Consider the following 21802-nt stretch of genomic DNA (forward strand, 5'->3'; position numbering starts at 1 on the left):
GGCGTCAGCCCAAGGGCAAGACCCCTAAGCTGATGCTTACTTCGCACAGAAGCATCATTTGGATAGGGGCCTAGCGGACTACTGAGCCTGCTCTTCTTCGGATGCTGATCCGGCTGCCGCTTCCTTCTCGCCGGATTCTTCTTCACGCTGCTCCTGCACCTCGAGCAGCAGCTTAACGGATACCCGCTTCTGCTCGCCCTTGAGGAACTGGGCGATACGCTCGAGCTTGCCTGCCACCTCATCGCCCTGCAGGGTAATATTGAGCTCGTAGGCAAAATGGTCCTCACGCGGTTTGGCCGGCTCGGATACAGGCAGAGCCACCACACTGCGCTGGTCAGCGCCCCGGTCGCCAAGCAGCTGATCGGGGTAGAACTTGTCCGATTTGTTTACGACACGATCATATATCCGCAGCTTCTTAAGAAGCATGTAATACTGGGCGGAGTGCTTAAATCCCCATGCCTCGCGAATGTCCTTCAGATTGTAATCCACCTTGTACCGTTTCAGCTGCTCGACCTGCTCGTCGGCAGACAGCTTCAAAAAATCATCCAATGCCATAATTGGCGTTGCCAATGTGATCATCCTTTCTAAACATTTGTATATAGTATTGTTCGATTATTAATTTAAAAATCCTTCCAAATAATTCGGAAAAATAAAAAAGAAGGCTAATGGTTCAGCCTTCTCTCGTGTAATTGTCGAACAAAATCGAAATTACTGTTATTTTAACACATACCCCAGGCTGCCTACAAACCGTCCAAAAGCTGCCCTTCCGGCATTGGTTTGCTTAAATACTCCCGCATCAGCCAGTACCTCGGCAAACTTCTCTCCCACTTCAGACTTGATCAGCTGCACCGCATCATCGGCCGCGACCTTAGTCCCATATTTAGTGGTCATGGCATTAATCCAAGCTGCATGCTGGTACAGTGGATGGGCCGGGTCCGCAAGCTCGGAAGGCTGGTAAGCCCGCTCACCTGTAAGGTAAGCAGTGATTTGCTCCATCTCTGACTTAAGTCTGCCAGGCAGAACGGCAAGCCCCATAACCTCGATCAGGCCGATGTTCTCCTTCTTAATATGGTGGAGATGGCTGTGCGGATGGAAGATTCCATCCGGATGCTCCTCACTTGTCCGATTATTCCGCAGTACAAGATCCAGTTCATACTGCCCGTCATGCTTCTTGCGGGCAATCGGGGTGATCGTGTTATGAGGCACTACGCTGCCATCCGGCTGCTCGGTCACGGCTGCAATTTCCGCCTCTTGATCGCTATAGCTGCGCCAAGCGGCCAGAATGCGCTCCCCGGCTGCCAGCACACTCTTCTTATCCGGGCCTTGAACCCGGATAACCGACAGCGGCCAGTTCACAAGGCTGAACGAAAGCTCAGGTTCCTGCTCATCCTTGTAGACGGCGAACGCCGGAGCCACCTCCATTGGAAATACGTGTCTGCCCGCCTGGAAGTGATCATGATTCAGGATGGAACCGCCAACGATCGGCAGGTCCGCGTTCGAGCCTATGAAGTAGTGCGGGAAAGCATCCACGAAGTCCAGCAGTCTCGCAAAGGTTGTCCCGCTGATCTGCATCGGGACATGCTCGCCCTTAAATACGATACTATGTTCATTATAGTAAACGTAAGGGGAGTACTGAAAGAACCACTGCTCATTCTGCAGCGTCAGCGGGATGACCCGCAGGTTCTGTCTCGCCGGGTGATCCGCCCGGCCCGCGTAGCCAACATTATCGACGCACAGCAGGCACTTCGGATACCGGCTGGGCGGAAGTGTCTTCAGCAGGGCGATTTCCTTCGGGTCCTTCTCCGGTTTGGACAGGTTAACCGTAATTTCCAGGTCGCCGTACTCCGTCTGCTGTCTCCAGTACTGGTTCTTCGAAATCCGGTCCATCCGGATGTAATTCGAGTCGATATTCAGCTTATAGAAGCGGTCTGTCGCCTTGTCAATGCCCTGGGTATCAGCCAGGCGGTAAAAGGCGGAAGCCGTCTCAGCGGGACGAGCCATCAGCATGCCCATAATCTTGGCATCAAGGAGATCGCGGTAAGTCAGCGTATTATCAGGAATAAGGCCGATTGCATAGCCGTAATCCAGAAGTCCCTCCAGCAGCTGGACGGGGCTCTCGGGCAGATCGCCCGCACTTTGACCCTCATATGGCTCTTTAAACCCAAACAGGTCAAGCAGCGCATTACGCGAGAACGGCTCGTCAAGCGGCTCAATCATGCCATTGTGAAGCGCGAAACGGACCAGCTGCTCAATCAGCTGCTGCGCTTCTGCTGAGGTTACGGCCTGCTTGTTCGTTAATTGTGTCATCTCGTCTTGCTCCCCTCTTGGAAAGCGGTGATGCGAAGGGACAGCCATGAATTCCTGCCCCTTCGGCAGAGTCGCCCGCTTACTTGTCGTTGTAGCCTTGCGGATGATTACTGTGCCATTCCCATGCGCTGCGGATAATATCCTCCAGCTTGTCGCGGGAAGGCTTCCACCCAAGCTCCTGTCTGGCACGCTGAGAGGAAGCGACCAGCACAGCCGGATCGCCTGCCCGGCGCGGCTCCATAACGGCCGGAATGTCCTTGCCGGTCACCTGACGCGCGATGTCGATTACTTCCTTTACAGAGAAGCCTTGCCCGTTGCCCAGGTTATACACCGCGCTCTCGCCGCCGCTGCGCAGCTTAAGCACCGCGAGAATATGCGCATCCGCCAAGTCGCTGACGTGAATGTAGTCGCGTATGCAGGTGCCGTCCTGCGTCGGGTAGTCATCGCCGAAGATTGAGATATGCGCTCTCTGTCCAAGCGCTGTTTGCAGTACGAGCGGGATCAGGTGGGTTTCAGGATGATGGTCCTCGCCGATCTTGCCGCTGGCATGTGCCCCTGCGGCGTTGAAGTAGCGCAGCGACACATATTTGATGCCGTGTGCGGAATCGAACCAGCGGATCATTTTCTCCATAGCCAGCTTCGTTTCGCCGTACGTATTGGTTGGAACCGTCCGGTCCTGCTCGCTGATTGGCACGTTCTCCGGCTCGCCGTAAGTAGCCGCCGTCGACGAGAAGACAATCCGCTTCACGCCGTACTCATTCATCTTCTCCAGCAGACACAGGGTGCCGTATACATTGTTGTGATAGTACTTGCCAGGGTCCTTCATGCTCTCGCCGACCAGCGAATTGGCTGCAAAGTGAATTACAGCATCAATCTCATTTTCCTTAAACACTGTATCCAGGAATGCCGCATCCCGCAGGTCTCCTTCATAGAGCTTTCCGCCAAGAACGGCTGCCTTGTGACCCTGCTGCAGGTTGTCGACAACTACAATCTCTTCTCCGCGCTCCAGGAGCGCTGCCACCGCGTGGGAACCGATATAACCGGCTCCGCCCGTTACCAAAACCGCCATTGTATAATCTCTCCCTTAAATACGGGAAGCTCCCGCATGTTCTTATTCTAAGCCAGCTTCTCTACGCCATTGCCAATGCTGCAGACATAGAAGTCTGCGGTAAGACCGGTTGCTTCCGTATACTTGCGTCCAACCTCGTTCTTGAACTTCTCTACACTGTCTTGATGAACCAGCGATACGGTACAGCCGCCGAAGCCGGCGCCTGTCATCCGGGAGCCAAGCACACCTTCAACCTCACGTGCTGCAGCAACCATCGAATCCAGCTCATGGCCCGTTACTTCATACAGGTCGCGGAGCGAATCATGCGAGCCGTTCATTAAGGCGCCGAATGCAGGCAGGTCATTGCTCTTAAGCACTTCTATTGAACGGAGCACGCGGTCAATCTCTTCTACTACGTGGCGCGCCCGCTTGCGCACGGTCTCATCCTCGATGAGATGCTCGTTCTCGTTATATTCGCTGAGGCTGATCTGGCCCAGCAGGGTCATGTTCGGGAATTTCTTCTGCAGGTCCTTAACCGCCTGCTCGCACTGGCTGCGGCGCTCGTTATATTTGGAGTCTACCAGTCCCCTGCGTTTGTTCGTATTGCCGATCACCAGCTTGTACTCCCCGCCCTTGAACGGAACATGCTCGTAATCCAGCGTGTCGCACATCAGCAGGATGGCATGGTCCTTCTTGCCGTTCGCGACAGCGAACTGGTCCATAATCCCGCATTTCACGCCGTTGAATTCATTCTCCGACTTCTGGGACAGAAGGGCGATCTTAACCGTATCCGTCTCGTATCCGCCAAGGGTGAGCAGCGCATAAGCCGTTACCACCTCTATTGAGGCAGATGAAGATAAACCAGCCCCGTTCGGAATCTCACCGTGATACAGCAGGTCGAATCCATGCGCGAAGGTCCTGCCCTCCTGCTGCAGCTCATGAACGATCCCCTTCGGGTAGTTCATCCAATCGTCTGCTTCATCATAGACAATCGGGTTCATATCAAGCACCTTGTGCGATTCAAAATTCGTAGTTGCGAGCCCCAGCTTGCTGTCCTCACGCTCACGGATCAGAAGAGTCGTGCCGAAAGTAAGCGCCGCAGGGAATACATAGCCTCCATTATAGTCGGTATGCTCGCCAATCAGATTGACCCGTCCGGGTGCATGAAAGACATGAATGCCTTCACCGCTGCCGCCGTAAATCTCCAGGAAACGCTGCTTCAATTGCTGCAAATCCGCCATAGTCGTCATCACATTCCTTTGCCCTTAGGATTGTAAAGTTGTTTTGTTTTCTTAGTTCCAAGTATAGACCACTGATCCCGCGAAGGAAATGGCACTATATGAAGCATACATGGAGTTATGTGACTTCTTCAAATGTTAGTTATCGAAGCCCGCATCAGATTATGATAAGATTTAGTTAATTATCACGGATGAGGAAAGGTGGCATACCATGATCCCGCAGGATAGTTATATGGTCGTTTCGAACCCCGTTTCCATTGAGTATGGGGACTTCAACGTTCTCTTCACCGGGGAAAGCCAGACCAAGCCCGGCCACAGCATCGGCCCTAAGGTGTATGACTTCTACCTCCTTCACCATATTCTGTCCGGCAGAGGGACATTTACAGTTCAAGGAACCGAATATCCCCTTCATGCCGGCCATTCCTTCCTCATTGAACCCGAACAGCTTGTCCAGTACGCTGCAGATGAAGCCGATCCCTGGCGCTACCGCTGGGTTGCTTTTGCCGGCTCAAGATGTTCTGAGCTTGTCAGCTCCGTCGGTTTGACCAACGGGCGGCTGGTTGTTGATTCACAGGATAACCGGCGCATCGCTTCCTATATTAGACGCATCCGCCACGCCTTCCGCTCACGCGGGCCTTATGCCCATCTTCAGGCTGGCGGGCTGCTTCAGCTCATACTGGCTGAGCTTGGCGATGCACTCCGGCTGCCGGATGACCAGCCGGGCTATGCCGGCGAGGAAGGCAGCGCGCTCGTTCAGCAGGTCATCCGCTACTTATCCACCCAATATGCCGAGCCGGTATCCATCGAGCGGATGGCGGAGACGATCGGCTTTAACCGCGCCTACTTGTCCAGAGCGTTCAAACGGCATACCGGCATGTCGCCGGTCACCTTCCTGCTGCGACTCCGTATCGATAAAGCCAGAAGGCTGCTTCGCGAGCGCCAGGAGCTGACAGTCGAGCAGATTGCAGCCTCAGTCGGCTTCCAGGATCCGCTTTATTTTTCCAAGCAGTTTCGCCGGATTTACGGCCAGCCGCCTACGTCGTACAGAGAGGAAATGCGCCAGCTGTAACCGCCTTCTAACATGTCCAAGGAGATCACTCTGCTGCTCGCTTCGAATCCTGCTTAACGTTACCCATTCAGCGTGCCAACGCCCGATAGCTGGGGGATTTTCCCGGTTTCAAGCGAGCGGCAGAAGGTTAAGAAGAGACATACACGGATGACAGCCGCTGCCAAACACAGGAAGACCGGGCGGCGTCACCGCAGGGATAAAGCAGGAGTAAACAGCTGCCTGTTTTATCAACTAAGACTAACTTATACAGAAGGAGTTGACCGGACATGGCGACAAACGAAATGCAGCAATCAAGCGGTATGTGGAAGGGCGCACTGATCGGCGGTATCGTAGGAGCGGCTGCAGCATTGCTGCTGGCACCAAAGCCGGGTCGCGAGCTGCGCAGTGAACTCAAGATGAAAGCCGGTGACACTTGTGATACCGTTAAGACACAAGCAACTGAATGGGCTTCTGCAGCCAAGGATGCATGCAAAGTGGTAACAGAGCAGGCCCAAATGCTGGCTGGCAAGTTCCAGGAAATGGCTAAGGCCACGAAGGAATCCTCCAGCGACATGGCCAGCAAGGCGCATGACTCGGTATCGATGGCTGCCGACAAGGTAAGGGAAACGGTAGATACAATGAGCTCGCGTGAGAAGGACATGACGGACATGGCGGAAGACCGGGCCCACAAAGCTGTGGACAAGGCTGAGGACGCCACCGATCAGGTTTCCAAGCAAACCTCTTCAACCACTTCTTCTTCATCTCAGGTAACAACCAGTCTGTAATAAGAGGGAGAGAACCGGTATGGAGCTGTACGAAATTCGCCCTCAAGGCGAGCGAAGCGAGCCTTCCTCCGGACAAGCCGGCCGTCCTCACAAGCCTGTTGAAGAGGCGGAGAACGGCACGATGGTCCAGGATGAACAGGACGCGAAGCGGCTGGGCAAGGATATGGAGCAGGTTGAGACCAACCAGGAGCTCCGTGAAGCAGGACTTGTACCCGATCCCATACAGGACTGATTAGAGATGATTCGATATGACAAGAGGGACTTTCCAGAGCCTCCGTGGATACACGGATAAGCGGGAAAGTCCCTTATTTGCGTGCCCCTTTCAACACGTTAAACCTTCATATTCGAAGCTTGCTTGGGCTGTAACGATCCTGTGAAGCCTTAATTAGGCGGTTCTCTGCAAGTTAACTGGATTATTCGTGCATTAACGATGCTTCGTTTCGTTACAAAAGAGCACCGGCTTTTTGAAGGCGAATAGCGATGGTGAGGTTCGTTAAATTCTGCACCGTGCGAAGCTCCCAGCGCGCGGTGCCGGCCCTTTCGGTTGAGCCTACTTTGCTAAGGAACGTTTTCTTCAAAATGTAAGAAGGCCGTCCCTAAGTCGTATGACTTATGGGACAGCCCTTCCTCGAACTTAACCGGCTGCTATCAACCAGCCGCAGCTCTTGTTACAATATTTCTTGTGCGCCATGGTTGCGGAGTAAGGCTTCCGCATCTCCGCCATAGCTGTTGTCCGTCTCAGCTACAACCGCGAAGCCTCCATCACGTATTGCATCCCGGCATACTTCCGCTTCTTTGCCATTCAGCCCAAGATCCTTTAGCGCACTCTTCATTCCGCCATCATCACCTGCGAATGATCCGAATGCGAGAACTCCTGCCGGGTATGCCACCCCGTTATAGCTGGCATAACCGGTTCCGCCGGTATAGCCGCCGCCACCGCCAGCAGCTGCAGCCGGAGCAGCCCCTGCCGGGATTATGCCCCCTATAGAATCGCCCCTGCCGCCGCGTGCATCCGTTAAATCATTCAATTCGTCGACGTGGACATCTGTTTCCGATTCAACCAGTCTCGATCCTTCATGATCTTTGGCCAGCACCTTGATTTCCTCAGGCTTGAAACCGGCCCGCTCAAGGTCCTCCAATGCCCCAATAACCTGCTCCTGCTTCGCAAAAATACCGATAGTCTTAGTCATCCCAAATCGCCTCCCTTTACAAATTGGTATGCCCCGATTCGATCCAGGTCAATCAGGCTGTACGCTGATTACGAAAGCATCGGGAACACATAGCGTACAAGGAAATATAGAAATCCAAAGAAGATAATAATGTATGCGGCATACTTGATGAAGGTTGATGCAACCATGCTGGAATCAGACCTTTTCTCCGTATGCCTTTCTTCGATACTAGTATTTCGGTTCTGTACCATATGATCCGCCTCCCTTAACTGCCCTGCTTATCCATAACAGGCGCCGTTAGGCACTAATACCCGCCCCCACTTAGGGTCAAACAATATGCAGCTGCAGCCGGCAGCCCTTTTGCTGCTTCTCTTGCCCCTATGTTTCAATCAAGATGGCACTGGTTAATTAGAGATATGGTGAGGTAGAATATTTATATCAGCAAGGACAAGACATTGAAGATTTTAGGTCAGGAGAGGAAAAGATGAAGCAGCCCGAAAAATTTCAATTGCGCACCGAAACGCAAGAAGGCCGGTGCATTGTGTATGTGAGTGGAGAGCTTGATCTCGAGGTGGCCACACAAATGCGTGCAGCCATGGCTCCGCTCGTAGAATTAAAGGACCGTGAGCTGTCCTTGAACTTGCGCGACCTTAAATATATAGACAGCACGGGTATTGGCATCCTGGTTTCCGTTCTGAAGGCGCGGCATGCCAACCAGGCACCGTTTACCGTCGAAGCGATCCCGCCTACCATCCGCAAGCTGTTTGACATGACGGGCATTACCCCTTTTATTACCAAACAAAATCAGGAACAATAAAGGCGAGAAAGGATCGAGGATGAACGAGATGAAAGCAACCGATGAATTGATAAAACTCCAGTTGCCCGCCTCCGCCGAATATGTGGACCTTGTAAGGGTCACATTGTACGGCATCGCAGCCAAGATGGGATTCTCCTATGAAGAAATTGAAGATATGAAGGTTGCAGTTTCCGAAGCGTGCAATAATGCAGTTCTGCATGCATACGGCAATCATCCAACCGGCACTACCTCCCAGGCTCCGGAGGAGCAGCCGCGGATGGAAGTGCGTTTTATCAAGAAACAAGATGCGCTGTCCATTGTAGTCAAGGATGAAGGCGAAAGCTTTGATGCCCTTGCGGTAGCAAGACAGAAATCCCCAATGCACGGCAAGTCCATTGACCAGCTCACGGCTGGAGGCCTGGGCTTGTATCTCATGCAGGCGTTAATGGATCAAGTGGAGGTGCATAGTGACGCAGGTACCGAGGTTGTCTTGACCAAGCGCCTGGTCAGGAGTGAAGATACGGTATGAGTACACAGCCTGCTAATCAACCGCCGCTAGAAACGTCATCGCTTATTCTGGAATATCAGAACAATCCGACTAACGAAACGGCGACACAACTCATCGAGCATTATGAACCGATGGTACGCATGGCAGCGGGCAAAATATCAAGAAACCGTCCGGATCTATATGAGGATCTGTATCAAGTCGGACAGATGGCGCTTCTTAGGCTCTTTGCCCAATATGACGCATCTGTCGGCGTTCAGTTTGAACCCTATGCCATGAAGAGTATTATCGGCCATATGAAAAATTACTTGCGGGACAAATCGTGGTATGTTCAGGTACCCCGCCGCATTAAAGAAAAAGGCATCGTCGTTCAGCAGGCCATTGATGAGCTTACAATCAAGCTGGAGCGTTCTCCGAATGTTGAAGAAATATCAGTCCACCTTGACCTTCCCTATGAAGAAACACTGGAAATCCTGGCTGGACGAGATCTATACCACTATGTATCCCTGGATACGCCAATCTCCGAAGAGGAGAGCACAACCACACTTGGCGAATTAATCGGCTCTCCTGCTGATGATTATGACACGGTGGACAAGAAGCTGGACCTGCAGGCTGCTATGAGCAAGCTAAAGCCCGAGGAGCAGCAGGTGCTGGAGCTTGTGTTTGAGGAAGGCTTGCCTCAGCGGGCTATTGCCGATCAGCTGGGCGTATCGCAAATGAGCATTTCACGCATTCAGAAGCGGGCTATTGAAAAGCTGAAGCAGCTTCTGACCCAAGAAGCAAGCGATGCATATGACATGTGATCGATGCAATCGTTCCACACGGTATCATAAGGTTTATGTCCCTTACTGATAGACACGCCCGCCGGTCACCGGTATGGGGCGTGTCTATTTGGTTTACAGAAGTCCGGTTCAAGCTCCTCTCTACTCCCTGAGTTGTGTTAAAGCGGTCTTTCAGAGTATGATGGGAGCAATACATGCTACCGGTCTGTAGGAGGTCATCCATGATTCATCGTATGCTTCGTTACCGGGAAGGCTGGGAATGGCATATGCTTACGCACTCCCGGACGGACGCTGCTGCAGGGAGCAGAGGCGGGCGCCCGGATGATCGCTCCGCTTCCCGTACCATCACCGCACAAGGCGGGGAAGCCGGAAATCAACTGCCGGATTCCAGCGCCCTGCTTGATATCAAGCGCAAGTTTCCCTTCTGCTCCGACTGGCTGGATGCAGCCATTGTGCGGACAGATAATCATATAACCGTCACAGAAAACGAAGAGGGCCACCCCGTCCTGCACGGTACGCTGATGATCCAGCTGTCCGATAATGATGAGGATGTGATGCCCCTTCACTTCTGGCTGAGCGCAGCCAGGATCATCACGCTGCAGACCGATTTGCGATTCTCAATCCGCTTGCAGCAGCAGCCGTGGGAGGACAAGCTTGAACGCAGCCAAAGTGCTCCCGAAGCCTTCTCAGTCATGCTCGCATCCACGCTGGACTCCTTCCACAGTGGTCTGGATGAATTCGAGAAGCGGCTCGGACATCTGGAAGAATCCATGCGCTCCTACAACCGCTCGGATCTTATGGAAACTATATTCGCAAGGCGCTATGAGCTGCTGCACTGGAGTCACCACTATATCGCTGTGAAGGAGCTGCAGGGTGCGCTTAAGGAAGCCTTTCTGAACGCCCTGCCCGAAACGCCGGGCTATCTCCGGCTTCACTACCGGCTTGAGCGGCTGGGCGGTGTTATCAGCCATTATGCTGGCGAAATCGACACCCTAATATCCATGGATGATGCCATCTCCTCCTTCCGGGGCAATGACATTATGAAGACCTTAACCATCTTTACCGTTCTGTTCATGCCCGCTACCATCGTGGGCGCCCTCTGGGGGATGAACGTTGACAAGCTGCCATGGACCAGCGGCCAATGGAGCTTCGTCATCCTATGCGGTGCTGTTCTTGCCTGTATGCTGCTGATCTATCTCTGGCTGTGGCGCAAGGGCTGGACAGGCGACATCCTGCTCGGCCGCCGTAAGAAGCTGCAGGCAGCAGCAGCCGGGAAGACAGGGAGAAGCCGGCGGGACACCGCTTTTGAGACACACGAGCTTCGTCAACGGGAGCTGGAACTGAAATATGCCACAAGCGCTGACTATCCCAATGCAGCAGCCCGCAGCGGGACGGCTCATTCTTCGGCCGCTATACATGAGGATGGATTGCCCAGCCGCAAGCACCGCCTGCCTTCCATTAAATACTCACATAACGCTTATTCCCAGGGAATAACGGATTCAGCCTCACTAGACTTGGATAAACGTTTAGATAGCGATTCTGGCAAGCTTCCGCTGTCCCGTTCCCGCAAGACGACATAACAACAAGGCAAGCCCCTGAGCTGTTAAGCTTAGGGGCTTGCCTTTGCCGTCCATTCTGTTTAACCTAATTCCCAGGCCCATTAGGCTTGGACTTGATATCGACCCAGACCAGACAACGATCGTCCGGCCTCTCAAGCGCCGCACCATCCTCCATCAGCGGTTTGCGCCACTCCTGAGGGGGAAGCTGCCCGCCCAGCTCCTGCAGCTGCACGAACAAGCCATTCAGCTGTTCGAAGGCTGGGGCATCCACCGCATCGATCAGCCCGTCTGTCACAAGAAGCAGCCTGTCACCTTCCCTTATGGTCACCGAATGCTTGGTCACTTCCATATCATCAAACAACCCGATTGCGGGGGAACCGCCTTCCAGACGCTCTGTAGCCCCATCGTGCCTGATCAGCAATCCCGGCGGGTGTCCAGCATTCACATACTCAACCTTGCCTTCCTTCAGATCCACGAGCAGATAGATGCCAGTGTAATAATAATGGATCAGCTGGTCGGCAAACTGCAGCTGAAGCGCTCTGCGGTTCAGCTCCTCAATGACATGCTTGGGGTCCACAATATGTACCATCGCATCCTTAAGGATGGAAGCGATAAACATACATACTAGCGATGAAGATATTCCATGACCCATCGCATCGATTACAGCCACACCATACCGATGTTCATCGATGCGGTACCATGCATATAAATCCCCGGCCAGTTCCTCCGAGGGACAATATAATGCACCAATCTCAATATCATCTGAAATAATCGGCAGGGGAAGGGCAGCCGTCTGCACTTCACGTGCAAGCTGAAGCTCTTCTCGCAGTCTCCGGTCCCTCTCATTATGCCAATCCTTCTCTTCCTTCAAGCGCAGCGCAACACGAATACGAGCCAGCAGCTCAATCTTGTTAATCGGCTTGGTCACATAATCTATCGCACCCGCATCCAGCGCCTCCGCCAGCTTCTTGGAATCCCCGATTGCCGTAACCATGATGATGGGAATATCTCTCAGCCGTTCAACCTGCTTGATCGCCCGGCAGGCAGCGATCCCATCCACACGCGGCATCATCATATCCAGCAGTATCAGATCATATCCCGGATCTCCCGAAGGCAGCCAGTCAGCTTCATGGCCCTCTTCGCTCAAACCGAGCAGACGAAACAATTCCATGCCGGAAGGAGCGGAATGTACATCCCGATAACCTGCCCTCTTAAGCATTTCCTGTACGACTGTCACATTCATCGGGTTGTCGTCGACGATCAAAATCCGCATGGTCCATCTCCTTGATTTCCTAAGCCTTCAGCCTTGGGTTTAATCCTTAATCGGTCTGACAACAGCGCTTAAGCTGTCACCAGACCGATGTACTTCCTTTACCTTATTTGGTAACCTACCTTATATCGTAACCGCTTTGCTGCGGCCTTGCAACCTTTCAGTCTTCTGAATCTCCCTCTTAACATTATCAATATCACGCTTAACATCCTGCTGCTTCAAGGCGTCAGCCGTTTGCGGGGCAGTACGGAGCACCTTCGACGCGCTGCGGATTACATGGAATCCCTTGACGCCCATCTCTACCCAGTCCATCCAAGAGCTCTTCGTCATACTTCCGGCATGGACAGCCCGCTCCTTAACCTTATCCATCCACGTCACGGAAGCTTCCTTCGCCGTGGTTGTCACTTCATGAAGTGCTTCACCCATATCACGTACAGATGCCATCAGCGGATCGACCGCTTCTACCTGACGGTTGACTTGGTTGGTCAGATCCTTGACGCTGACGACAAGATGCTGAACATCGTCCTTCCACATATTAATGGCATCCCTTGCTTCTGTAAGCGTCGCATTAGCAGTGTCCAGCGAATCTGTTGCTTTCCGAAGCGCCTTAACCAGGAATACAACCAATACGGCAACCGATACGGCAATGATCAGCATCGCGATTTCCATCCATCCTATACTCTCCATGTTCAAAATGCCTCCCTTGTGTGTGTTTCCGGCTGTCCTCCTGACGGCTGAGACCGGATATGAGTCAAGCTGCTTGTATTCGTAGTTACCCCTCCCACTCAACCGTGAATCATACTTGCTGAATGGCGCGGTTCTTTCCTAGTCATGTCCCAGACCGTTGTTTCAGCCTGCCGCATGGCGGTTAATCAAGCAGCAAGCGGGGCAGGAACGACAGCCCCAAACCTAATATGAGGAAGGTGTTGACCATGCTAAAATGGGCAGCGATATTCTTTGTCATTGCCATAGTGGCAGCGATCTTTGGTTTTGGCGGGATTGTGGACGCAGCAGCTTCTGTTGCTAAAGTACTCTTCTTTATCTTCTTGATCCTGTTTGTTATCTCGCTTATCTTTGGCCGCAGAAGCTCATTATAACGAGAGCTGTGAAGCATCTGCTGACTAGAGCAAACGAGCAAAAGGCTGTTCCTTCCGTCTTAAAGACGTCGGGAACAGCCTTTTGTCATGCCAGGCGGCTGTTGCGCAAACCAAATGCCGCTTCGGGTAGCCTCCTATTTATTATAAATGAAGAGCCACGGGCTGGCCTGTACGAGCTGATTCATTAGCTGCAGCCGTCACTTCCTGCGTGAGCAGCGCATCGGAATAATCAGAGAGGATCATCGACCTGTCTCCTGTCCTTACCGCGTGCAGGAAGGCTTCAGTTTCCCGCTCGTAAGGGTTGGAGAGATTGCGGTATTCCGTCGTCCGGCCTGCCTCCAGATCCCTGAGCGAATGATGACTGAGCTCCATTACACCGCTGCTGGTATAAATATGCAGGCCGGTCATATGATCAATCGGCAGCATGCAGGTGTTGGAGACGGTCGCAACCAGCCCGGAGGCCAGCTTCATTGTCACGGTACCGACATCAGGCACGGTTACACCTTCGTGAAGCTGGTGCATGGCAGCCTGAGCATAAGCCGCATACACCTCCGTAACCTCACCAAGCAGATAGCGGAGAAGATCGACAATATGCGTGGTCTGCTCGACAAACTGCCCGCCGGAACCTTCCTGCCTGCGCCACCATCCCACCCCCGGCATCCCGCCATTCCAATATCCCAGCGCCATGCCCGGCGTCCGTTCCTTAAGAAGATCACGGGCCCTGGAAGCGGCGTCCATATACCGAAAATGATAACCGACAGAGGTCAGCAGGCCGGCTTCTCTTACAGCTGCTTCAATCCTGCGCGGTTCCTCGGCCCCTGTGCCAAGCGGCTTCTCCACCAGGAATGGAATGCGCCGGGCGACAAGCTCGCTCTCAAGCTCGCCATGGGCGAACGGGGGAACACAGATGTAGACGGCATCCGGTTTGCAGCCGTCCAGCATCGCTGTCAGGCTGCTGTAGCCTGTCGCATGGCGGTAGGGCCGCGCAGCCGCCTCCGCTTTTGCCAACGTGGTTCCACTGAAGCCGGCAACCTGCACGTCCTCCTTCGTCTCAAGCAGGTCCGCATGCATCTTCGCAAACCAGCCTGTCCCTGCAATACCAATTCGCAGCGTCATCGGCTAAACTTCCAGCCAGTTCAGCTGGGCGAGCTTGCGATACCACCGGTAGCTATCCTTAGGAATCCGTTCCTGGGTCTCATAGTCGACATAGATAAGCCCGAAGCGCATTGAATAGCCATAAGCCCACTCGAAGTTGTCCATCAATGACCAGCAGTAGTAGCCCTTGACATTAACACCCGATTCGATCGCACGGTGAACCTGCAGCACATGCTTCCGCAGATACTCCACCCTGCCGGTGTCATGAACTTTACCATCCGCAGACGGTCCATCGTTATAGCAGGCACCGTTCTCCGTGATGTAAATCGCGATATCGCCAAATTCTCTCTTGATATAAGTCAGGACATTGTAGAGGCCCTGCGGGTAGATATTCCAGCCGATATCCGTTTTGTCCCAGCCCATCGGAACCTCTTCATAATCGAACAAGTCACCGCTGTCCGGATTATAACGGCCTACGCCGCCCGTATAGTAGTTAATGCCGAGAAAATCAATCTTGGAGCCGATCAGCTCCATATCTCCTTCCTCGATCTTAAGCTCCGCTCCCTTGCCGCGGAACCACTCCACCAGCTTCTCCGGGTACTTGCCGGTCATAACCGGGCGAAGGAACCATTCATTCAGATAACCGGAACGCCTGTATGCCGCTTCAATATCTTCTTCCTTATCGCTGTATGGCTCCTGCCATTCCGTATTCGGTGCGATTCCAATCTGTCCTTCAATGCCGAGCTTCCGGAACAATTGAACTGTTCTGCCATGCGCAACAAGGACATGATGAGCCACATCGACACCAGCCTGCAGCTCCGTCATACCCGGCGCATGTGCGCCGATGTAGTGCGACAGGAACGAGATACACCATGGCTCATTAAAGGTTGCCCAGAACCGGACCTTGCCGCGAAGCGAGTTGAACACCGTTTCCGCATAGCGGACAAAATGGTCAATCGTCTCCCGATTCAGCCAGCCCCCGCGGTCCTGCAGCGCCTGCGGCAGATCCCAGTGGTACAAGGTGAGCATCGGCTCAATGCCGTGCTTATGCAGCTCATCCACCAGGTTATGATAGAAGGCCAGCCCCTTCTCATTAACCGCTCCGGAGCCGTCGGGAATAATGCGCGGCCATGCCACTGAGAAGCGGTAGGAACGGATGCCCATATCGGCCATCCGTTTGATATCTTCCGGATACAGATGATACATGTCGCATGCGACATCCCCGTTATCTCCTTCGAAAACCTTGCCAGGGGTTCTGGAGAACGTGTCCCAGATGGACATCCCCCTGCCGTCTTCCTTATAAGCGCCCTCTACCTGAAAAGCGGCAGTAGCAGCACCCCAGATGAAATGGTCGGGAAATTTCACAATCGTCACAGCAAATCTCTCCTTTTTTTGTCCGCGGCGGCGTTTCAGCTGTACCGCAGTTTCGGTAAAATAAGTGCATACCGAGTCAATTTTCCCATCGTGTTACAAAATATGTAGAAGCGTTTCTGAGGAAGTTGACCCTAACACGGCATTTCTTCCATTGTATACGTTTACTTGTTGCCGTTCCATGCACGGGTGTGGCATAAATATTGCTGCTTTTGCTCTTGCCAGTTCATTCACCAAATCAAAGGAGCTGATCGGAATGTATATTGTTACCGCAGCTGAGATGCGCAGACTTGACGCCGAGGCGATTGGAACTTTGGGAATACCCTCTGTTGTCCTGATGGAAAATGCGGGGAAGGCCCTGGCAGACACGGTGGCCTCCTATGCAGCCCGTCATGGCATAGATACCTCTAAACGCATAGTCATCCTGGCCGGAAAAGGAAACAACGGGGGCGATGGTCTGGTAGCTGCCCGGCATCTGAATGAGCTCGGGTGGCAGATTGAGGTCTGGTATGCCGAATCACCGGATCGCATGGTTGGTGATGCCGCCCTGCAGCGTACTATTATTTGCCGCCTCGGCATCGCCGAGCGGATTTTCTCTGAAGGCAGTGAGCCGGATTGGTCAGGGGCCTGCTGCATCGTGGATGCCCTGCTTGGCACAGGGACAGGCGGCGCTCCCCGGGAGCCCTATGCTGCGCTAATCCGTGCAGCGAATGCAAGCGGGCTGCCAATCGTTGCAGCCGACATACCAAGCGGACTTGATGCGGATACCGGACAAGTCTACGATCCCTGTATTCGCGCTGCAGCAACCGTTTCGTTCGCCTTCCTCAAGCGGGGCCTGGTGCAGTTCCCTGGAGCCGGATATGCTGGCGAGAGCCAAGCCGTCCCCATTGGAATCCCCGCCGTCCTGGCTCAGCAGGGGGATATCAACGTTCGTTACTTAAATGAAGATATGCTGCGCCAGTGCCTGGGCGTTGATCCCCATCTGTCCAGGCAAGAGGATACCCATAAAGGCACTTATGGCCATGTTCTCATTGCGGCAGGCAGCAGGGCCATGAGCGGCGCCGGTCTGCTGAGCGCTACTGCCGCGCTCAGGGCCGGTGCTGGACTAGTCACATGGGCTGTGCCCGGCAGCTTAGCCGGTCCCCTGACAGGAGTTCGCCCCGAGCTGATGCTCATGCCGCTTGATGACAGTGACAGCGGGGATTGGAGTCATGTGGAACCCGAGGCGCTCGCCAGCCTTGCAGCAGACCGGAACGCCTTGGTTATAGGACCGGGACTTGGAGCTGCCCCTGGCGGTGATGGGGCTTCGTGGCTGGAACGTCTGTGGCGGGAGCTGCCAGAGGAGCTGCCCGTTCTGCTTGATGCCGATGCGCTGAACTGGTTTGCTGCCGGTGACAGCGTGACTTGGCCCGAGCGTTCCGGTCCAATCGTTATCACGCCTCATCCGGGCGAAATGGGACGGCTTGCCGGAACAGGCACTTCTCAGGTTCAGCAAGACCGGATCAAGTCGGCCGGGGATTATGCGCGCCAGCACGGCATCACCGTAGTCCTCAAGGGAGCGCGAACCGTCATCGCTTGTCCAGACGGCCGGATCTACATTAATTCAACCGGCAATCCGGGCATGGCCACAGGCGGTATGGGTGATGTGCTCTCCGGTATGATTGGCACTTATCTGGCTGCTGGCAAGGATGCAGCGTCTGCGGCAGCGCTTGGCGTTTATCTGCATGGTGTAGCGGGCGACCGCGCTGCTGCCCGGCGCCGCTCGGCTGCTTCCCTGCTTCCATCCGATTTGCTGGAGGAGCTGTAGGCCGCTGTCCAATCAAGGCAGATGAAAAGGCGGTCTTTGGCCGTTTCCGCTGGTGCCTAGTCACCATCATCCAACCCGGCATACAATACTGCAGGACATTCGCCCGGGAGGGGCGAACAGGAAAGGCTGGGGATGAAGATGACGGACTATGGCAGCTGGAGCGGACAGACAGCCCTTCTCCTCGCTGCAGTTTGTGGTCAGACGTATGTTCAGTTTACGAACGCGGACGGGACTTTTCTCATGCCGGATGGATTTACGCTTGCAGCGGCTATTAAGGGAAAGACTTACGGGGATCTGGAAGGATGCTTCGGATTCGTGCTTGAGTCTGCCGACAAAGTCATTGTGGCATTCCGGGGAACGATAACAGTATCCGACTGGATTGCGGATCTTGACGCCAAACAGGTCAGATACCGCCCCGTCCGGGACGGAGGATTGACACATGCCGGCTTTACGGCTATCTACATGTCCATGCGGGAGCAGCTCAAGAAAAGTCTCGCTCCGCTAATGGACGGCAGACAGCTGTACGTTACCGGGCACAGCCTGGGCGGTGCGCTGGCTGTCTTGGCCGCTCCGGATATCGCGGGACAAACCTCCGGCAGGCCGCCGGTCATCTATACCTTCGGAGCCCCGCGAACAGGGGACCCTGCCTTCGCCCGTATGTTTAACCGCACCATCACACATATGCACCGCGTATATAACCCCAGGGATGTGGTACCGCATGTGCCGCCTTTCCTCTACACACTGCCGCGCTCCCAGAAGCTGTACTACTATGTTCACGTCAAAGGCGGACGCAAGCTGTCTTTCAATAACGGCTCCATCTCCGCCAACCATATCCTCGACAGCTACTTCCAGTCGCTTGCGGGCGAAGAGCCCGGTGCTGTGAAGGCAGTCTGCGGTTCACTGCCCGGGTTCTGCCCCGTGCCCGGCTAGGCTACTTGTGAATATCCCGCTTGGCAGCCTTGCGCTTGACGACCCAGCTGTTCAAGGCAATGATACCGGCCAGTACGGCGACAGCGATCATCAGCATCCAGAGCGGAACAGTCTGATACAAAATCATGATAATCCCCCTTTCCTCTCAGGTATATCGTACAAGTCCGTAAACAACGTGTGAACATCGCTGCCCAGGATGCCGGATAGCTTCAGTGCGATGTGGAGAGGCGGATTATTGCGCCCATTCTCAATCATGGCATAACCGCTCTTCGACCTGTAGCCCAGCATTGCTGCCAAATCGGACTGCGTATATCCCAGCGCTTTGCGCGCCTGCTTCAGCCGGTGATTCATCTCTCCCACACTCCATTGTTCATGAAACATGAACTACTATGGACATTATAGGGAATATTTGCTAATTAATCAAGCCTTTTATCACGTTTCATGAATTTCGGAGCAAAAAACCCATCTAAAGTTCATTTTCCGTGTACAATAGACTCAAAATCGGACGGACGGGATGGAGAAGCGATGATTGGAGACAGGCTGCGTGAGCTCAGGAAAGCGCGTAAAATGACGCAAGAGCAGGTGGCCGCTTATCTAAATGCGGCCAAATCAACCATTTCACAATATGAGAATAATATTAATGAGCCTGATCTTGAAACCCTGGTCAAGCTGGCCGACTGGTTTGGTGTGACCGTGGATGACCTGCTCGGACGCAGCTTGTACGAACAGCATTCCGGTGCTGGCAGCGGCAATTCGATCCTGATGGAACGTCTGACTGAGGATGAAGAAGAGTACCTGAAGGAAAGTCTGGCCATGTACCGCAAGTTCAGATCCAGGCAGAGCGGACGGGAGGATTCATAATGGGCAGGCAGCGGTTCATCCCCTCCACGGCCCTCGTAACCGGAGCCTCCGGCGGCATTGGCATGCAGACCGTCATTCAGCTCGCCGCTGCAGGCACGCGGGTAGCTGCCTGCATGCGGAATCCGGATGCCTCCCGGATCTTGACGGAAGCCGCTCACACTGCCGGTGTGGACGCCGGCCGGTTCATCCGCTGCCTGCGCATGGATGTAACGAGCCAGGAACAAATTATGGAAGCGGTAAGCCGGGCCGAGGAATGGCTTGGCGAAGGGATTGAGCTGCTCGTCAATAATGCTGGCCATGCAGTCGGCGGCTTCCTGGAGGATGTTCCGCCGGTTCTGTGGCGCGAGCAGCTGGAGACGAACGTGGTCGCTGTTGCCGCCGTAACGCAGGCTGTTCTGCCCGGAATGCGGGCACGCGGCAGCGGGAAGATTCTGAATGTGGGAAGCATCAGCGGCCGGATCGGCTTTCCGGGCTTCGGCCCCTACGCCGCTTCCAAATTCGCCCTGGAGGGACTAAGTGAATCGCTGCGGCATGAGCTCCGCCCCTTCGGCATCCATGTCGTGCTCCTGGAAGCGGGCGCCTACCAGACCGGAATATGGTCCAAAGGCATGGCGAGCGCTTCCGCTCCACCGCATTCTGCCTACCGCGAGCAGTTCGAACAGGTTATGGCTTATGTGAAGCGGTCAGCTGAAGCTGCGCCTGAAGCAGCTGAAGCCGCCAGGCAGATTGTACAGATCACATCGCTTAAGCACCCCAAGCTTCGTTATCCTATCGGCCCCGGCGTCAAACCCACCCTGCTCGGCAAGGCACTCCTGCCCTGGCGAATCTTCGAGGCCGTTGTCGCCAGAAGGCTGTACCGCTAAGCTGCACGATGGGCTGAATATTAAGGCAATCGAACAAAAAACAGGGGAGCCGGCGGCTCCCCTGTTCATTATTTATCCTGCATCTGATTAATTATAGGAATGAATCTGCGGCTCGGCAAGAGGCGCCAGCTGGCCCGTCCTGCGCTGGAAATAATAATGCTTGCGGCAAAATCCTCTGGCCAGCACCGGCTCGCCGCAGCCGTTCTTTTGGCATGCTTTTCTCTCCATCAGGGTTTTGCTGAACATCGGGTCACCATGCCGTCTGAGACGTTGATGATGCATGGCGCATAATCCCTTTGCCTTAACCGTCTTGCCACAACCTTCTACTGCGCAGCTGTTCATTTCCCTCACTCCTTAAGGCCTCTACAGTTGTCTGATTACTGTAAAGATTAACAAAAGCGGGGAAAAGCGTCGAGTCAATTCCAGCCCGTTGGCGACAGGAACCGCGGTCTTTTATAGCAGCAAACCCGGTTTTCATTCCATCAGGCTCCAGCCTCATGCAATGCCATGCAGCGGGCGCTAATAGGAGGAGACCAGCCGATCCATGATTTCGTTCAATTTGTCCCGGGATGCAAAGGCTGTCGGCTCATAATCATAAAACTGCACGATCACGCTGTCTCCGCTCGGCTTGATGGTGAGGACATGCCGCAAGTGGATGATGTAGGCGCGATGCGACTGGACAAAGCCCGGTCCAAGCTTCTTCATAACTGAGGCCAGCGATTCATAGGTTTCAAAGGTTGCCGCCCGCGTGTGCACGACCGTCTTGCGCCCCATCTTCTCAATGAACAAGATATCCTCCAGCGGGACGAAGTGGATTGCCCTGGAGGACTGGATCATGATCTTAGCTTCCTGCTCCGCCGGCACGGACTGCACCTGCGGCGGGGAAGCCGGCAGCGTCTGTACGACGCGTTTTGCCCGTTCGATAACCTGGGCCAGTCTGACGAACTGAACAGGCTTCACGATATAATCAAAGGCGTGGATTTCAAACGCTTCAACTGCATACTGGTCATATGCTGTTACGAAGACTACGAGCAGCTCCGGCAGCAGCCGCAAGCACTCACGCACAGCCTCCAGACCGCTCATACCCGGCATATTGATATCGGCCAGCACCAGATGCGGCCGCTTCTGCAGAACAAGCCTCACCAGCTGTTCGCCATCCGAAGCCGCTCCAATGATCTCCACCTGCTCGAAGGTCTCCAGGAAACGGGTCAAGATGTCCCTTGCGTTGCTGTTATCCTCCGCGATTACAACCTGTAACGTGCTCATGCTGT

At 54.2% G+C, this 21802-nt stretch carries 25 protein-coding genes; 12 read left to right on the top strand and 13 right to left on the bottom strand.

What is annotated here, in order from left to right; all coding sequences use genetic code 11:
• Window positions 1–78: 78 nt before the first annotated feature.
• From DNH61_RS17095 to DNH61_RS17110, 4 genes are all read right to left on the bottom strand, one after another.
• On the bottom strand, window positions 79–570 hold the full coding sequence (locus DNH61_RS17095; protein ID WP_111147890.1) for a hypothetical protein: 492 nt from the start codon (window positions 568–570) through the stop codon (window positions 79–81).
• 144 nt (window positions 571–714) lie between these two features.
• Window positions 715–2307 carry a UDP-glucose--hexose-1-phosphate uridylyltransferase gene (locus tag DNH61_RS17100; protein ID WP_111147891.1) on the bottom strand — a complete coding sequence of 531 codons (1593 nt, stop codon included), beginning with the start codon at window positions 2305–2307 and terminating at the stop codon, window positions 715–717.
• A gap of 79 nt (window positions 2308–2386) precedes the next feature.
• Entirely contained in the window at window positions 2387–3376 is a 990-nt protein-coding gene (gene galE, locus DNH61_RS17105; RefSeq protein WP_111147892.1) for a UDP-glucose 4-epimerase GalE, read from the bottom strand.
• 47 nt (window positions 3377–3423) lie between these two features.
• Entirely contained in the window at window positions 3424–4596 is a 1173-nt protein-coding gene (locus DNH61_RS17110; protein WP_111147893.1) for a galactokinase, read from the bottom strand.
• A 208-nt stretch (window positions 4597–4804) separates the two neighbouring features.
• On the opposite strand from DNH61_RS17110, the gene DNH61_RS17115 reads away from it, so the two are divergent.
• The 3 genes from DNH61_RS17115 to DNH61_RS17125 all read left to right on the top strand — a co-directional run bounded on the left by DNH61_RS17115 (window position 4805) and on the right by DNH61_RS17125 (window position 6658).
• Window positions 4805–5662: an AraC family transcriptional regulator gene (locus tag DNH61_RS17115; RefSeq protein WP_111147894.1), complete on the top strand. Its 858-nt coding sequence runs from the start codon at window positions 4805–4807 to the stop codon at window positions 5660–5662.
• Between the two features lie 266 nt (window positions 5663–5928).
• Window positions 5929–6426 (top strand): YtxH domain-containing protein, encoded by a 498-nt coding sequence (locus DNH61_RS17120; protein ID WP_111147895.1) that lies wholly within the window; start codon window positions 5929–5931, stop codon window positions 6424–6426.
• 19 nt (window positions 6427–6445) lie between these two features.
• On the top strand, window positions 6446–6658 hold the full coding sequence (locus DNH61_RS17125) for a hypothetical protein (RefSeq protein WP_111147896.1): 213 nt from the start codon (window positions 6446–6448) through the stop codon (window positions 6656–6658).
• A gap of 436 nt (window positions 6659–7094) precedes the next feature.
• Here DNH61_RS17125 and DNH61_RS17130 read toward each other — a convergent pair whose 3' ends face one another.
• Window positions 7095–7616: a general stress protein gene (locus tag DNH61_RS17130; RefSeq protein ID WP_111147897.1), complete on the bottom strand. Its 522-nt coding sequence runs from the start codon at window positions 7614–7616 to the stop codon at window positions 7095–7097.
• A 463-nt stretch (window positions 7617–8079) separates the two neighbouring features.
• Between DNH61_RS17130 and DNH61_RS17135 the strand changes: the two genes are divergently transcribed.
• The 4 genes from DNH61_RS17135 to DNH61_RS17150 all read left to right on the top strand — a co-directional run bounded on the left by DNH61_RS17135 (window position 8080) and on the right by DNH61_RS17150 (window position 11258).
• Complete coding sequence (locus DNH61_RS17135; RefSeq protein WP_111147898.1) at window positions 8080–8412, top strand: STAS domain-containing protein; 333 nt, start codon at window positions 8080–8082, stop codon at window positions 8410–8412.
• 28 nt (window positions 8413–8440) lie between these two features.
• Complete coding sequence (gene rsbW / locus DNH61_RS17140; protein WP_111147986.1) at window positions 8441–8920, top strand: anti-sigma B factor RsbW; 480 nt, start codon at window positions 8441–8443, stop codon at window positions 8918–8920.
• Window positions 8917–9699 (top strand): sigma-70 family RNA polymerase sigma factor, encoded by a 783-nt coding sequence (locus tag DNH61_RS17145; RefSeq protein WP_111147899.1) that lies wholly within the window; start codon window positions 8917–8919, stop codon window positions 9697–9699. Before rsbW ends, DNH61_RS17145 begins: the two co-directional genes overlap by 4 nt.
• A gap of 200 nt (window positions 9700–9899) precedes the next feature.
• Entirely contained in the window at window positions 9900–11258 is a 1359-nt protein-coding gene (locus tag DNH61_RS17150) for a magnesium transporter CorA family protein (RefSeq protein WP_181438753.1), read from the top strand.
• A 64-nt stretch (window positions 11259–11322) separates the two neighbouring features.
• On the opposite strand, the gene DNH61_RS17155 is transcribed toward DNH61_RS17150, so the two are convergent.
• Together DNH61_RS17155 and DNH61_RS17160 are read right to left on the bottom strand one after the other, a co-directional pair.
• Window positions 11323–12510 (bottom strand): PP2C family protein-serine/threonine phosphatase, encoded by a 1188-nt coding sequence (locus DNH61_RS17155; RefSeq protein ID WP_111147901.1) that lies wholly within the window; start codon window positions 12508–12510, stop codon window positions 11323–11325.
• Window positions 12511–12630: 120 nt separating this feature from the next.
• Window positions 12631–13194 carry a DUF948 domain-containing protein gene (locus DNH61_RS17160; RefSeq protein WP_111147902.1) on the bottom strand — a complete coding sequence of 188 codons (564 nt, stop codon included), beginning with the start codon at window positions 13192–13194 and terminating at the stop codon, window positions 12631–12633.
• Between the two features lie 245 nt (window positions 13195–13439).
• Here DNH61_RS17160 and DNH61_RS17165 point away from each other — a divergent pair, with 245 nt between their 5' ends.
• Window positions 13440–13604: a DUF1328 domain-containing protein gene (locus tag DNH61_RS17165; protein WP_111147903.1), complete on the top strand. Its 165-nt coding sequence runs from the start codon at window positions 13440–13442 to the stop codon at window positions 13602–13604.
• Window positions 13605–13745: 141 nt separating this feature from the next.
• Here DNH61_RS17165 and DNH61_RS17170 read toward each other — a convergent pair whose 3' ends face one another.
• Both DNH61_RS17170 and DNH61_RS17175 read right to left on the bottom strand, forming a co-directional pair.
• Window positions 13746–14720, bottom strand: a complete 975-nt coding sequence (locus DNH61_RS17170; protein ID WP_111147904.1) for a Gfo/Idh/MocA family protein — start codon at window positions 14718–14720, stop codon at window positions 13746–13748.
• Window positions 14721–14723: 3 nt separating this feature from the next.
• Window positions 14724–16073, bottom strand: a complete 1350-nt coding sequence (locus tag DNH61_RS17175; RefSeq protein WP_111147905.1) for a GH1 family beta-glucosidase — start codon at window positions 16071–16073, stop codon at window positions 14724–14726.
• 253 nt (window positions 16074–16326) lie between these two features.
• Here DNH61_RS17175 and DNH61_RS17180 point away from each other — a divergent pair, with 253 nt between their 5' ends.
• Both DNH61_RS17180 and DNH61_RS17185 read left to right on the top strand, forming a co-directional pair.
• Entirely contained in the window at window positions 16327–17877 is a 1551-nt protein-coding gene (locus DNH61_RS17180; protein ID WP_111147906.1) for an NAD(P)H-hydrate dehydratase, read from the top strand.
• Between the two features lie 132 nt (window positions 17878–18009).
• Complete coding sequence (locus tag DNH61_RS17185) at window positions 18010–18807, top strand: lipase family protein (RefSeq protein ID WP_111147907.1); 798 nt, start codon at window positions 18010–18012, stop codon at window positions 18805–18807.
• Window position 18808: 1 nt separating this feature from the next.
• On the opposite strand, the gene DNH61_RS27040 is transcribed toward DNH61_RS17185, so the two are convergent.
• Together DNH61_RS27040 and DNH61_RS17190 are read right to left on the bottom strand one after the other, a co-directional pair.
• A complete protein-coding gene (locus DNH61_RS27040; protein WP_281272417.1) occupies window positions 18809–18934 on the bottom strand; it encodes a hypothetical protein in 126 nt (41 codons plus the stop codon).
• Entirely contained in the window at window positions 18931–19158 is a 228-nt protein-coding gene (locus tag DNH61_RS17190) for a helix-turn-helix transcriptional regulator (protein ID WP_181438754.1), read from the bottom strand. The genes DNH61_RS27040 and DNH61_RS17190 overlap by 4 nt, the downstream gene beginning before the upstream one ends.
• Before the next feature lie 174 nt (window positions 19159–19332).
• Here DNH61_RS17190 and DNH61_RS17195 point away from each other — a divergent pair, with 174 nt between their 5' ends.
• Both DNH61_RS17195 and DNH61_RS17200 read left to right on the top strand, forming a co-directional pair.
• Complete coding sequence (locus tag DNH61_RS17195; RefSeq protein ID WP_111147909.1) at window positions 19333–19668, top strand: helix-turn-helix domain-containing protein; 336 nt, start codon at window positions 19333–19335, stop codon at window positions 19666–19668.
• A complete protein-coding gene (locus DNH61_RS17200) occupies window positions 19668–20531 on the top strand; it encodes an SDR family NAD(P)-dependent oxidoreductase (RefSeq protein ID WP_111147910.1) in 864 nt (287 codons plus the stop codon). Before DNH61_RS17195 ends, DNH61_RS17200 begins: the two co-directional genes overlap by 1 nt.
• 87 nt (window positions 20532–20618) lie before the next feature.
• On the opposite strand, the gene DNH61_RS17205 is transcribed toward DNH61_RS17200, so the two are convergent.
• Window positions 20619–20873, bottom strand: a complete 255-nt coding sequence (locus tag DNH61_RS17205; RefSeq protein ID WP_181438755.1) for a hypothetical protein — start codon at window positions 20871–20873, stop codon at window positions 20619–20621.
• A 177-nt stretch (window positions 20874–21050) separates the two neighbouring features.
• Entirely contained in the window at window positions 21051–21797 is a 747-nt protein-coding gene (locus tag DNH61_RS17210) for a LytR/AlgR family response regulator transcription factor (RefSeq protein WP_111147911.1), read from the bottom strand.
• Between the last annotated feature and the right edge of the window lie 5 nt (window positions 21798–21802).

Origin of the sequence: Paenibacillus sambharensis (genome assembly GCF_003233845.1) — a bacterium.
GTDB classification, from domain to species: domain Bacteria; phylum Bacillota; class Bacilli; order Paenibacillales; family Paenibacillaceae; genus Paenibacillus_I; species Paenibacillus_I sambharensis.